The organism is Mesorhizobium sp. M7D.F.Ca.US.005.01.1.1 (assembly GCF_003952545.1).
In the GTDB taxonomy this organism is placed as follows: domain Bacteria; phylum Pseudomonadota; class Alphaproteobacteria; order Rhizobiales; family Rhizobiaceae; genus Mesorhizobium; species Mesorhizobium loti.
The window spans coordinates 2,689,180-2,702,172 of record NZ_CP034453.1; the positions used below are offsets into that span (position 1 = coordinate 2,689,180).

Sequence of the window (12,993 nt, forward strand, 5' to 3'; positions counted from 1 at the left end):
CTTGCCGTCGTGCAATGGCGGCTCAATCGGTTCCGGCGTCCGTCGCTGAGCCTGAATGCCGGCAGATGATGGTGCACAAAGTGAAATCAACATGATGTCGCGGTCAAGCCAGCCGTGCATTGGTCGGATCCGGGGAGTGCGGCATGCCCTTTGATGTCATCGTTGTCGGAGCCGGCGCCGCCGGGGCTGTTCTTGCCGCCCGGCTAACCGAAGATGCGGCCACGACCGTGCTTTTGCTGGAAGCGGGGCCGGACTACCGGAGCGGCGAGCAGCCTGCCGAGATGGAGAGTCCAAATCCCTTCAACCTGCTGCTTCCCGATCATTTTCAGCAACAATACATGTATCCCGACCTGATGGCTCGCCGCACGAAGTGGCAGGAGCATCGGGTCTACTGGCGCGGCAAGGGGCTTGGTGGTTCGACGGCCGTCAATGGGCAGATTGCCATTCGCGGCGTGCTGCATGCATTCGACCGCTGGGAGGAAATCGGATGCAAGGGCTGGTCGGGAGCCGACGTGCTGCCCTTCTTCTGCCGCCTGGAGGATGACCCGATCGCGGCCAATTTTCACGGCAGCGATGGCCCGATTCCAATCTACCGCGCGCCCGTCGAAAGCTGGGGGAGTGTCGACAAGGCCATGCGGCAAAGCGCGATGGCTCTCGGCCATCCCTGGCATGACGATCTCAATGCTCCGGACGCCGAAGGGGCTTGCACCTATCCGATCAACAGTCGAGACAGTAAGCGCGTGTCGGTCAATGACGGCTATCTGGAAGCTGCCCGCGACCGGCCGAACCTCACCATCATCGGGCAGGCGACGGTCGACAAGGTGCTTTTCGATGGCAAGACGGCGATCGGCGTTTTGGCCATCGTGGCCGGTCAGGTTCGCAAATTCGAGGCGCCGCTGGTCATCCTCTCGGCCGGCGCCATCCACTCTCCGGTCATCCTGCAGCGCTCGGGCATCGGCCCGGCGGCTCTCTTGAACCGAAAGGACATCGAGGTGCTTGCCGACCTGCCGGTCGGCGAAGGATTTTTCGACCATCCTTATTGCCGCATCGAACTGAAGCTGAAGCCCGAATTCAAGGCGACCGATGTCGATGCGCGGCATACCAACTGCTGTGTGCGGATGAGTTCCGGCGTGCCGGGTGCCGAGCGCGACGACATTCTCTACGTCGCCATGAACCATGGCGGCATTGGTGTGGAATCCGACAGCGCCCAGTTCGGCGAGGCCATGGTCAATCTGATCCTGATGGAGGCCAAGAGCCGCGGCACCGTGCAGCTGCGCTCCGCCAATCCCTTCGACCAGCCGATCGTGGAAGAGAACATGCTGGACGATCCGATGGATATTCAGCGCATGCGTATCGCCTATCGCCACCTTGGCGAGATTGCCCGGCAGGCGCCGATCCAGGCGATCGCCGAGCGCGTCCTGCTGGGGGATTCCGATCTGCCTTTGTCATGGCTTGAAACGGCAAGTGACGAAGAGGTCGACAATTTCCTGCTGGCGCAGTCTTCCGATGCGCAGCATGGGATTGGCGGCTGTTGCATGGGACGGCCCGGCGAGGCCGTGGTCGATCCGGAATGCCGGGTCTACGGTTTTGAAGGGCTGCGGGTTATCGATGCGTCGATCATGCCGCTCGATTGCCAGGCAAACACCAACCTCACCTCGATCATGATTGGCGAGAAAATGGCCGACAGGCTGCGCCGATCCATCTGACAGCTCGCTGCCGAACGGCATACGGGCGCGAGGGCAGGCCCGCGCACAAGAGCATGATGCCGAAAAGTGCGAAGCGGTTTTCGGACGACATCATGCGGCTCTAGGCGCGGGCGTTGGGTGTCAGCGAGTGACATCCACGGTGATCGTCTTCAGGTCGCACATTTCCATCAGCGTGTGCCGACCCCCGGTGCGACCGAGGCCGCTCTGCGTCCCGGCTGCGCCGCCGGCAGGGATGTGCGGCTCCCAATAGCAGCTCATCTCGTTGATGTTGACGATGCCGACCTTCAAGCTTTCAGCATAGGCAAAGGCATTCTTGATGGTGCTGGTGAAGACCGCGGCCGACAGGCCGTAGGGGCTGGATGCCGCAAGTTCCATCGCCTCCTCGTCGGTCTCGAAGGTCAGCACGGGTGCAATCGGCCCGAAGGATTCCTCGATATTGAGCAGGCTTTCCCGGGTCAGTCCTGTGACGATCGACGGCTCGAAATAGAGATTGGTGGCAAAACCTGATGCCACATTGCCGCCAGTGACGATATCGGCGCCGCGCGCGCGGGCGTCGGCAATGTGGCTGAGCACCTTGTCGACGGCCACCGCATTGTTGATCGGACCCATCGTGGTCGCGGGATCGAAAGGGTCGCCCATTTTTACCTTCGAAGCCGCTTTCACGAGACCTTCGATGAAACGGTCATGGATGGATTTGTGCACCAGCACGCGTTCGGTGGCCGTGCAGATCTGCCCGGCATTGGCAAAGCAGCCGGCTCCCACCTGAGCGGCGGCCATGTCGATATCGGCGTCGGCCAGGACGATGGTCGGACCGTTGCCGCCCATTTCGAGCAGAAGCGGCTTGCCCGCGCCACGCCGGGCGATCGTCGCGCCGGTGGCGGAACTGCCGGTGAAGCCGATGGCATGGGTGCCCGGATGAACGACCGCCTCGTCGCCCACCTCCGCACCGTCACCCAGAACGAGATTGATGACGCCATCCGGCAGGCCCGCCTCGATGAAGCATTCGACGAGTGCCGTGGCAATCAGCGACGTCGTCGGTGCGGGCACCCAGACGACGGTGTTGCCCGTTGCGACGGCCGGTCCGAGATAATAGAGGCAGGGCAGGGCGAGCGGGAAATTCCAGGGCGTGATGATGGCGAAGACGCCCTTCGGCTGCAGGAAGCTGAAGGCGCGCTTGTTGGCATCGGCAAGCGGAAACGCCGCCGTCTCCAGCCACTTCATCTGCTCTGCCGCATTGCGGAAACCCAGAGCTGCTGCCGAGGCCTCGGCCTTTGCCTCGCTGTGGAAGGGCTTGCCCTGTTCCAGGCAGAGCAGGCGCGCCAGTTCCTCGGCGCGCCTGTCGATCGCGTCGGCAATGCGCATGCACAGTTGAGCGCGCGCGAAGGTCCCCATCTTGCGCATGGCCTCGCGTGCGCCTTCGGCGGCTTTCACCGCGCGGCCGACATCGGCGCGGGTGGAAAGTGAGAGATAGCCGAGATGCTCGCCCGTCGATGGGCTGTCGATTTTCAGGAACTTGCCGGAGCTGCCGGCAATCCACTCGCCGCCGATGCGGTTGATGCCGATGCGGGCGGCTGCTTCCGGCTCCGAGACGATCGCCATGCCGCGAAGGTTGGGACCGTCGAGAGAAGATTTGAAATGAACTGTCATCATGCGTTCCTTTGGCCGAATTCGGATTGGATGTTCAAAATGGCAACGCGGCTGCGCTCCACGGCTGCGATGAAAAGTCTGCTGCCGGCCTCTGCGCTCGCCTGCGATGGCGTGCCGATGACGCCGTTGTCGCGGATGGCTTCGAAACGGCGCCAGACGGTGACGGCCGGCGCGGCGTAAAGGTGAGGATCCGGCCAGGATGGCGGGGTGCCGCCTTGCGGGATGAGATCGCGGCGAACGCTGACGCCAAGCACATGCATCATCAACGACGTTTCAAGCGCGCAGGCATGACCGGTGCCCGTGGCGGCATCGGGCAGGGCCTGCGCCGCCACGTCGGCGATGAGATCGAAATACGAGAAACCCGCCGTGACGATGCCGCGCTGGCCAAGGGTGGTGATCGCCACCTGGATGGCGGCGCGGTTTCCGCCGTGGCCGTTCAGCATGACCGGCAGGAAGCCGTCTTCGGCAAGGCAGGTGCAGAGATCGACAAGAACGGCGATGAAGGTCTGCGGGCTGAGGCTCATCGTGCCGGAGAAGGAGCGATGATGCTCGGACGAGCCATAGGCGACAGGTTCGGCGACACGGATGGAGGCCTGTCCTTCCGCCGCGGCAAGAGCAACCGCTTCCGCAAGCCAGCAATCGACGCCGAGCGGCAGATGCGGGCCATGTTGCTCGACGGCGCCGAGCGGCAGAATGACGACGGGTTTATGCACGCCGGCTGTCGCGTGTCTTTCCGTATCCGGCGAGGTCATCAGCGCAAAGCTGGACCCGGGCGGGATCGGCAAGGCCGGAACTGGCTCGCTCATCGTGCGGCCTCGACAAGCCGGGCCTTGGCGTAGGTCATGCCGGAATCGGCCAGAAGAGCGACCATGATGATTGCCCCCTTGTAGAGTTCGAGGCTGGAAGGGTCCGTGCCGAACACCCGAAGCGCCGTCGTCAGCAGGCTGACGATCAGCGCGCCGACGACCGCGCCCCACACCGTTCCCCTGCCGCCGAAAATACTGGTGCCGCCAAGCACGGCCGCGGCGATCGCGTCGAGAAGCAGCGAGGTGCCGCCGATATTGGGCGTCACGACCGGTACCCGGCTGATCATGATCACAGCCGTCAGGAAGACGAAGGTACTGGAGGCGCAATAGACGAGGATCGTGTGTTTCCTCACCGGGATGCCGGCAAGTTCCGCGGCTCCGGCATCCGACCCGAGCGCATAGGTACGCAGCCCGAAGCGGCTGTGCCGCATCAGGATTGCTGCGACGGCGATGATCAGCAGCGTTGCGAAGATGACGTTGGGAATGCCGAAGCTGCGCTCGATGCCGACAGCGCGGAGCGTCGGATCCTTCAGCATCAGGACGCCTTTGGAGGCAACGGCAAGCGTTGCGCCCTGCAACGCGACCATTGTGGCCAGCGTCGTCACGAATGGTGGTATTTTCAACAGGGCAATAACGGCGCCGTTTGCGAGGCCGATCACGACCATCACGGCAAGGCCGATGAGAAGGGCAAGCGGCAGGCCGGCACCGCCGTCGATCAGGCTGGCGATGAAGACGGCACAGAAGGCGACGCCGACGCCAGCGGACAGGTCGATGCCCGCCGTCAGCAGAACGATCAGGGCGCCAAGCGCCAGGATGGCGATCGGGGTCGCCTGTGCGACGATGTTGATGAGGCTGGCAGTCGAAACGATGCGGGCGTCGATGAGCGCGAAGATCGCCAGCAGGATGACCAGCAGGATCAACGGCGAGAGATCGAGAAAGCGCCTGCACCAGATGTTCTGTTGGCGGGTCATGACGGTTCTCTCATCAGATGTGCCAGTCTTCGACCGGTTCGCGCAGGCCTGATTTGACGCTGCGCAGGATTGCATCGTTGACGGCGACGGCGCGCAGGGCATCGCCGACCGGCATCACGAAGGGGGTGTCGTCGCGAACCGCCGAAATGAAATGGTGGACCTCCTCGAAGAGATCCCCGGTGATACGGCCATTGACGGTCGGCCAATGCAGGGCGTCGGGCTGCGACCACTGTCCCCGCGACAGGATGCGCAGACCGTGGTCGCGCACGTCGAGGTCGATCATGCCCTCGGTGCCGATGATTTCCGTGCGGGCCCAGATGCCGGTCGGAGCGGTCGGTGGCAGCGTCCAGCCGAAGTAGAGCTGTCCGCTCATTCCGTTCGACAGCTCGACGGTGGAGAAGATTGCATCTTCGGATCGAACCCCGAGCGAAGGCATGAGCTTGGCGACCGGGCGGGAGTAGACGGCGATGATGTCCGAACCCGAGATCCACTGCAGCGCATCCACGTCGTGGACGCCGAGGTAGAAGCAGACGCTCGAGTTTCCGTTCATGCGAAGACCAACTTCGCGATTGGTGAAACGGCCGCTGCTGCCGTGGATCGGCTCGCCGATCCGCCCGGATTTCACCGCTGCCGCGGCTTCGCAATAGCGCGGGTCGAACCGCAGGATGTGGCCGACCAACAGGCGCGCGCCGCCTTTTTCAGCTGCTTTGGCGATCGCCTTCGCGGCCGAAAGTTTGTGGGCCATCGGCTTTTCGAGCAGCACCGGCTTTCCGGCATCGAGCAGCGCGCGGCAGACGTCTTCATGCAGCGTGTCGGGCGCCGCCACGATATAGGCGTCGGCGGCATTGGCAGTCAGCGCGGCGGCGGCATCGGTGAAATGCCGGACACCGAAATCGGACGCGGCCTTGCTTCCCGTGGCAGTATTCGGATCAACGAATGCCGACAGTTCCGCGACAGGGCTGGCGGCAACCACCTGAGCATGCAGGAGGCCCATGTAGCCGGCACCGACAATGGCGATCTTCAGTTTGCTCAAAGGGCTCTCCCTACAGGCAAGGTGCAAGGCTGGATGCTGGCCGGGGCCGTGCTGGCGGGTGGCGCGATCTTGCGATCACCGAAGGCGTGCATCATCACGTCTTCTTCCGTCGCCCCTCGCGCCAGCGTGCAGACAGAGTGGCCTTCGCGCATGACGACGATGCGGTCGGCAACGCCGAGAACCTCGGGCAACTCGCTCGACACCATGAGGATTGCCGCGCCCTCGGCCTTCAATTTTGCGATCAGGTGATGGAGTTCGGACTTTGCCCCGACGTCGACGCCGCGCGTCGGCTCGTCGAGCAGGATGATTTTCGGCTTGGTGGCAAGCCATTTGCCGATGACCACCTTCTGCTGATTGCCGCCCGAAAGCTCGATGGTCATCTTGTCGGGCTGGGCCGGCCGCACGCCGAGTGAGCCGATGAGATCGCGCGCGAGAGCCAGGATGCGGCGGGGTCTCAGCAGGCCGAAGTAACTGTTGTCGCGAATCCAGGCGAGAGACAGGTTGTCCTTGATCGACATCGCGCCGACGAAGCCTTCCAGGTGCCGGTCTTCGGGTATGTAGACGATGCCGGCGCGATTGGCGGCCTTGATGTCACCGCCGGCCTGCAGCGCGCCGAAAATTCTGATCGTGCCGCCATGCATTGTCTCGAGGCCGGCAATCAGCCTGAGCACCTCGGAGCGGCCGCTGCCCATCAGGCCGGCGAGCGCGACGATCTCGCCCCTGCGCACGCTGAGCGTGGCCGACTTCAAGAGCTTGCTGTTGGAGACGTTGCTGATCTCGATGGCGGTTTCGCCGATCTTTGTTTCGAGATAGGGGAAGATGTCGCCGACATCGCGCCCGACCATCATCGAGACGATCTCGGCCTCGTTGGTCTGGCGGGTCTGGCGCTCGCCGATGAAGCGCCCGTCACGCAGAACGACCACGCGGTCGCACTGGCTGAAGATCTCTTCCATCTTGTGGGAGATGTAGAGGATGCCGGCGCCGCGGGTTCTCAGTCTGTCGATCAGCTCGTAGAGCTGGTCGCGTTCGCGGTTGGAGAGCGCGCTGGTCGGTTCGTCCATGATGAAGAACCAGGCATCGGACAGAACGGCACGGGCAATTTCCACCATCTGCTGGCGCCCGACGGAAAGCGTTCGCAGCTCCGCGGCAATGTCGATATCGAGCGACAGCTCGTCCATGATGGCTCTCGCATCGCGCCGCATCCGGGCCCGGTCGAGAAATCCAAGGCGGGTGTGCGGTTCGCGGCCGATGAAAAGATTCTCCGCCACCGTTAGGTCCGGCGAAAGGCTGAAATGCTGATGGATGATGCTGATGCCCTTGGCGTCGCTGGGGGAGTGGAACTGGACGGCGTTGCCGTCGATGACGATCTCTCCCTCGTCCGGGCGATGCAGACCGGAGATGCACTTCACCAGCGTTGATTTCCCCGCCCCGTTCTCGCCGGCAAGTCCGACGACCTCACCAGCCGAGACGGCGAAGCTGACACCGTCGAGCGCCTTGACGCCCGGAAAAGACTTGCCGACGCCGCGCAACGCGATGCTGTGTTTGCCGAGCGGTGTCGCGGCACTGTTGCGGGGTGACGGGATGGACTTGCGGCCACTGGTCCTGAACAGGGCGGTAACACTCTCTGGCTGGCTGGTGAGAACAGCCACCAGAATGAGGCTCGCGGTCACGAAATAGATCAGGATCTGCGGCACCTGCAGGAAGGACAGGCCGGTGTTGATGACGCCCAGCAGCAGCGCCCCGATTGCCGTTCCCCAGATGGAGCCCTGGCCACCGGACAGTTTCGTGCCGCCGATGATCGCGGCTGTAATGGCTGTAAATTCAAGCCCGGTGCCAGCAAGCGGCTGTGCCGAACCAAGGCGACCGATGGTGAGGATCGCGCCAAGCCCGGCTGTCGCACCGGCAATCAGGTAGACGGAGATGCGCACGAGGTCGACGGGAACCAGAGAGGCCCGCGCCGCTCCCGCATTGCCGCCGATCGCATAGATCCAGCGTCCGTACACCGTGCGATTGAGCACGAACCACCAGAGGCCCAGGCAGATGGCGGCGATGATGACGGAGACCGGCAGGAGGCCGATTGTCTCGCGTCCCGCGAAGAGCAGGACCGGGTCGGCGACCGCGATGCTGGATGCGCCGGAGAGACTGAGCGCCAGGCCGCGCGCAAACGCCATGGTGGCGAGCGTCGCGATGAAGGGGGAGATACCGGCAAAGCCGATCAGCGCTCCGTTGAGCAGACCGATCGCGGCACCGCCACCGATCGCGGCGAGAAGGCTCAAGCTTGCCGAGCCGGTTGCCGTGTAGACAAGACCCGCGGCGATGCCGGAACAGGCGAGGTTACTGCCGACGGAAATATCGATGCCGCGCGCGATGATCACGGCCGTCATGGCAAAAGAGATGAGGGCGATGACCGCACTCTGCTGCGCGATGCTGACAAGATTGCCGGTCGACAGAAAGCGCGGATCGATCCAGCCGAAGACGGCGATGGCGACCAGCAGCACCGCGATGAGAACCGGTTCGTTGCGCCGCAGAAACGGAGAGGTCCAGGACTGGAACATGGGTCGGTCCTCTTGTCGAGCATCATGCGCGGTCACCGCGGAAGCGGCGACGGCGATCGTCAGGAAAAGGGGACGCCGGATGAAATGTCATCCGGCGCTTGAGCCGCTTTAGGCAGCTACTTTGCCAGGGTCATGGCGGTCGCCGGAACCTTGGGGCCGAGTTGCTCGGTATAGTTCTTGGCTTCCACCGCCTCCTTGTCGGTGTTGATATATTCGAAGGTGAGGCCATCCGCCTTGAGCTTCGCTGCCGTCGCATCCGAGGTCACGAAATAGGTCGGCATGAAGAGATCCTGCGGCAGCTTTTCTCCATTGGCCAGGCGAGCGGCAACGGCGATGTTCCAGTAGCCGACACGATAGGCGCCGGTCAGCACGTCCATCACCATCTTGCCGTCGTCGATCAGCGGCTTCATCTCGGCGTCGCCGTCATAGCCGCCGTAGAGCAGCTGGGTTCCCATCGAGCTGGCAACGGAATCGGCTGCCAGGCAAAGGCTGTCGGAGATGCAGCCGATGGCTTTCAGATCCGGATAGGTGGTGAGCCATGTCTGGGCGGCATTCGTTGCCTTCGCTGCGTCCCAGCCGGTCGGCTCGATGCCGACGACCTTGATGTCCGGAAACTCCTTTTTCAGGGTTTCGACGAAGCCCTTTTCGCGGGTGTCGGACACGAAGTTGCCACGCGAACCGACCAGCAGGGCGACCTCGCCCTTGCCGCCAAGCGACTTGCCGAGCGCGCGGGCAACCATCGACATGTTGTCGTAGTCCGGATAGAGCGTCGAGTAGTTCGAGCCGGCCTCGACCTTGTTACCCATGGTGATCACCGGAATGCCGGCGGCGGCGGCTTTCTTGATGACCGGAATGACCGCATTCTTGTCGATCGGATCGATCAGGATCGCGCTGACGCCCTGATTGATGAAATTCTCGATGATGCTGACCTGTTTTTCCAGGCTGCCCTCGGCGCTCTGCCAGGTGGATTTCACCCCGTAGTCAGCGGCAGCCACGTCGCCCGCTTCCTTCATGCGGACGAAGAAGGAATTCTGCAGGTCGATTGCCGCAAGCCCCAGAACCTTTTCCGCGGCAAGCGAGGGCGTTGCGATGGCGAGTGCGAGCAGAGCAATGGATGCTTTCAAGGAAATGCGCATGTTTCAGTTCTCCTCTTGTTGCGACAGGGCGATTCTTCGCCTCTTTTTCATGTCCCGCACGACGACTGTCCCAGCGACAGGCATTCCGGCGGTATTCCGCGGCACTCGTGCCGTATCCACTTTAGGGCCGCGTCCTCCGTGAACCGGCCTTTCTCAACCTCAGCCATTCAGGCCTTCGACGCCGGCGCCGCAGACAAGTCCGGCGATGCGGGCGCCGCGCGGTGGCTTGAAGGCTCCGCTCATCAACGCGGCCAGCGATGCCGCGCCGCTGAGGTCGGCGGCAATGCCGAATTCGAACCAGAGCAATTCAGCGGCCTTCTGCATGTCCGCATCCTCGACAAGGACGATATCGTCGACGTGCTTGGCGACGATCTCGTAGATGCTTTCGTCGGTGCGGCCGCAGGCCATGGTCGCCACCTTCGTGGTTATCTCGGGCAAGCGGACGACACGGCCGGCAGCCAGGGAGGCGTGAAGGGTCGGTGAACCGGTCGGCTCGACACCAATGATCCTGGCGTCGGGTTTGACGTGCTTCAGGACTTCGGACATGCCGCTGATGAGGCCACCACCGCCGATCGCGACGATGTAGATGTCGGCATCGGGAATCTGGTCGACCATCTCCAGCGCCACAGTCCCCTGACCGGACACGATCTGCGCATCGGCGAAGGGATGCATGTAGAAGGCGCCGCACGTCTTTGCGTCGGCCAATGCTGCCTCATGTGCTTCATCCCAGACATTGCCTTCGAAGCGAACGTCAGCGCCCCATTTGCGCAGCTTTTCCGCCTTCAGCGGGCTTGCATTGTTCGGCAGGTAGATGATGGCGGGGACGCCGGCCTGGGCAGCCACATAGGCGGTGGCCAGGCCGTGATTGCCGCCGGAGGCGGCGACCAGTCCGTTTTCGATCCGGCTCGGCTCGAGCGTTTTCACCCGGTTCGTCGCGCCCCGAATCTTGAAGGAGCCGCTCACCTGGAGGCATTCGAGTTTCAAATAGACATCATTTTGAAGGTTTGCGCCCGTGGCATGGTCGAGTTTGACGACTGGGGTGCGCCGTATGAAGGGGGCAATGCGCCGGGCAGCCGCTTCGATGTCCTCATGGCTCATCGGTCAGCGCCTCCGGATATTCGTTGGCAAGCACGAAGCAGCAGTTTCCCGGACGCACGCGGCCGGGCTGACGCTTGGCGAAAACGATGCCGTCGATGGGGTGAAGGAGATCGATGGGCGCGCGTGACGGCGTGTGGAGGAAGTGAATGCGTCCGGCAAGGTCGCCTTTGCTGACGGCACTGCCGAGCGGGCTCAAGGGTTCGAAGACACCGTCCTCCTCGGACAGGAGATAGCCTTCACTTCCGGGCACCTTGAGCACGCGTGCGTTGGCACCAGGGGCAATGTCAGGCGGGCCTTTCAGGACGCCTGCATGTTTCAGCACATTGCGGATGCCCCTGCGGCAGATGGCCAGCGCGTCCTGACTGACAAGGCCGCCGCCGGCCATCTCGCTGCCGATGACGATCAGCCCCTGGTGGTTGGCGGACGCGGTCGAGGTCCGGGTTTCACCGAGATTGTCGACCATGACGACGGTCGGCGCCCCGAAGGCGAGCGTTGCCTTGATGTTCTTGCGATGGCCCTGCGCGGTCGGGGAGGGCTCGATGATCGCGCTTGGCAGGATCATCAGGGACGAACCGCCGGAATGGAGATCCAGGAAGTAGTCGGCCTTCGGAAACAGGATGTCATGTACATAGGCCGCGATCTGGCTTGTCAGCGTGCCGTTGAAATCGCCCGGAAAACTGCGGTTGAAATTCAACCCGTCGACCGGGGAGGTGCGGGTGCCGGCCTCGACAGCTCGAATGTTGATGGCCGGGATCGCGATGATGCGTCCGGTAATATCCCGTGGATCGATCTCGCGCAGAAGCTCGCCGAGCGCGATCGGCCCCTCATATTCATCGCCGTGGTTGCCGCCCTCGATCAGGACCGTCGGACCGTCTCCGTTCTTGATGACGGCGAGCGGAACGCGAACCGTGCCCCAGGCATCGTCGTGCGGCGATTGAGGCACATGAAAGAAACCGATCTGCTTGCCCTCGCGATCGAAATCGACCGACGTGTAAACACTGTTGTTCCGGGGAGCGATGGTCGCGCGCATAGTGTTTGCAGGTCTCGGTACGGTCATCGGTTCGGCCTCGAAATTCATCATCCCGGGCATCATGTCAGTTTTATATATGGTGTCAAGTTTGGATATAAAACCAATGGCAATTCCGATTTCTTGTCTCTATCGTGCGTGGACCACCGGGGATTCTTCGAATGGCAGATGACGCAAAAGAGAGTGGCAAACCGACCTATTCGGCCCCGGCGCTGACCAAGGGCCTCGATGTCCTGGAGTTGCTGGCGGAGGCGCGGGCGCCCTTGACGATGAAGGAGATCGCGGAAGGCCTCGGCCGTTCGAAGAATGAGATTTTCCGGATGCTGATCGCGCTGCAGGAGCGTCAATATATCGAGCGCAACGCCGAGACCGACGCCTATTCGTTGACCGACAAGCTTTTCAAGCTGGGGCTGCACACGCCGAGTGCTCAGGATCTCATGTCCGCCGCCATGCCCGAACTGACGCAGATTGCCGCGGACTCAAATCAGTCGCCGCACCTGGTCGTCTTCAATCATGGCTTGACCGTCGTGACGGCGGCCGTTCCCGGCGGCGAGGACATGGCGTTCACGCTGCGCCTCGGATACGGTCGTCTGGCCACCGACGCGACCTCTGGCCATGTGATTCTTGCCTTCCAGCCGCCAAAGGTGGCGGCGCGGATGATCGATGAAAGTGCGGCGCATTCCCCGGTGCCGCTGGATCGTGACGCGCTGGAAAGGCAGCTTCGTATCATCCGCGCGGACGGCTACTGGATGCGCGAGAGCCGTGACTTCGTCGGGATCACCGATATCTGCTGTCCGGTCATCGGACCGGACGGCAGCGCCGTCGCCTCCATTATCGTCGCTTATATCAATCGCCATACGCGTGAAAGCCGCCATGCCTACGCTCTGGAGGTCCTGCGCGCTGCCTGCGATCGCATCTCCATGAAGCTGTCACCGCGGGTTCGCTGAGGGATCGTGGTGCGCTGAGGGCGCGCGCGAAGCACCGCCAGCGAGCCGTTTGCACCGGATTGATAAT

10 protein-coding genes are annotated in these 12,993 nt (G+C 63.0%); 2 read left to right on the forward strand and 8 right to left on the reverse strand.

From position 1 onward, the window contains the following. Positions 1–143: 143 nt before the first annotated feature. On the forward strand, positions 144–1,706 hold the full coding sequence (locus tag EJ076_RS12960; RefSeq protein WP_126068099.1) for a GMC family oxidoreductase N-terminal domain-containing protein: 1,563 nt from the start codon (positions 144–146) through the stop codon (positions 1,704–1,706). 120 nt (positions 1,707–1,826) lie between these two features. Here EJ076_RS12960 and EJ076_RS12965 read toward each other — a convergent pair whose 3' ends face one another. The 8 genes from EJ076_RS12965 to EJ076_RS13000 form a co-directional block, all read right to left on the reverse strand. Beyond that, a complete protein-coding gene (locus EJ076_RS12965; RefSeq protein WP_109663202.1) occupies positions 1,827–3,353 on the reverse strand; it encodes an aldehyde dehydrogenase family protein in 1,527 nt (508 codons plus the stop codon). Continuing rightward, complete coding sequence (locus EJ076_RS12970; protein ID WP_126068100.1) at positions 3,353–4,159, reverse strand: creatininase family protein; 807 nt, start codon at positions 4,157–4,159, stop codon at positions 3,353–3,355. Before EJ076_RS12970 ends, EJ076_RS12965 begins: the two co-directional genes overlap by 1 nt. Further along, positions 4,156–5,130 carry an ABC transporter permease gene (locus EJ076_RS12975; RefSeq protein ID WP_126068101.1) on the reverse strand — a complete coding sequence of 325 codons (975 nt, stop codon included), beginning with the start codon at positions 5,128–5,130 and terminating at the stop codon, positions 4,156–4,158. The genes EJ076_RS12970 and EJ076_RS12975 overlap by 4 nt, the downstream gene beginning before the upstream one ends. A gap of 13 nt (positions 5,131–5,143) precedes the next feature. After that, positions 5,144–6,163 (reverse strand): Gfo/Idh/MocA family oxidoreductase, encoded by a 1,020-nt coding sequence (locus EJ076_RS12980; RefSeq protein WP_126068102.1) that lies wholly within the window; start codon positions 6,161–6,163, stop codon positions 5,144–5,146. Beyond that, entirely contained in the window at positions 6,160–8,718 is a 2,559-nt protein-coding gene (locus tag EJ076_RS12985) for an ATP-binding cassette domain-containing protein (protein WP_164548626.1), read from the reverse strand. Before EJ076_RS12985 ends, EJ076_RS12980 begins: the two co-directional genes overlap by 4 nt. Positions 8,719–8,834: 116 nt before the next feature. Next, entirely contained in the window at positions 8,835–9,854 is a 1,020-nt protein-coding gene (locus EJ076_RS12990; RefSeq protein WP_126068103.1) for a sugar ABC transporter substrate-binding protein, read from the reverse strand. 159 nt (positions 9,855–10,013) lie between these two features. Then, positions 10,014–10,952 (reverse strand): threonine/serine dehydratase, encoded by a 939-nt coding sequence (locus EJ076_RS12995; protein WP_126068104.1) that lies wholly within the window; start codon positions 10,950–10,952, stop codon positions 10,014–10,016. Beyond that, the gene (locus tag EJ076_RS13000) at positions 10,942–12,033 is read right to left on the reverse strand and encodes a succinylglutamate desuccinylase/aspartoacylase family protein (protein ID WP_245463039.1); all 1,092 of its coding nucleotides are present in this window, start codon (positions 12,031–12,033) and stop codon (positions 10,942–10,944) included. Before EJ076_RS13000 ends, EJ076_RS12995 begins: the two co-directional genes overlap by 11 nt. Before the next feature lie 107 nt (positions 12,034–12,140). Here EJ076_RS13000 and EJ076_RS13005 point away from each other — a divergent pair, with 107 nt between their 5' ends. Beyond that, positions 12,141–12,926, forward strand: coding sequence for an IclR family transcriptional regulator (locus EJ076_RS13005; protein WP_126068105.1), 786 nt, complete (start codon positions 12,141–12,143; stop codon positions 12,924–12,926). The last annotated feature ends 67 nt before the right edge of the window (positions 12,927–12,993 follow it).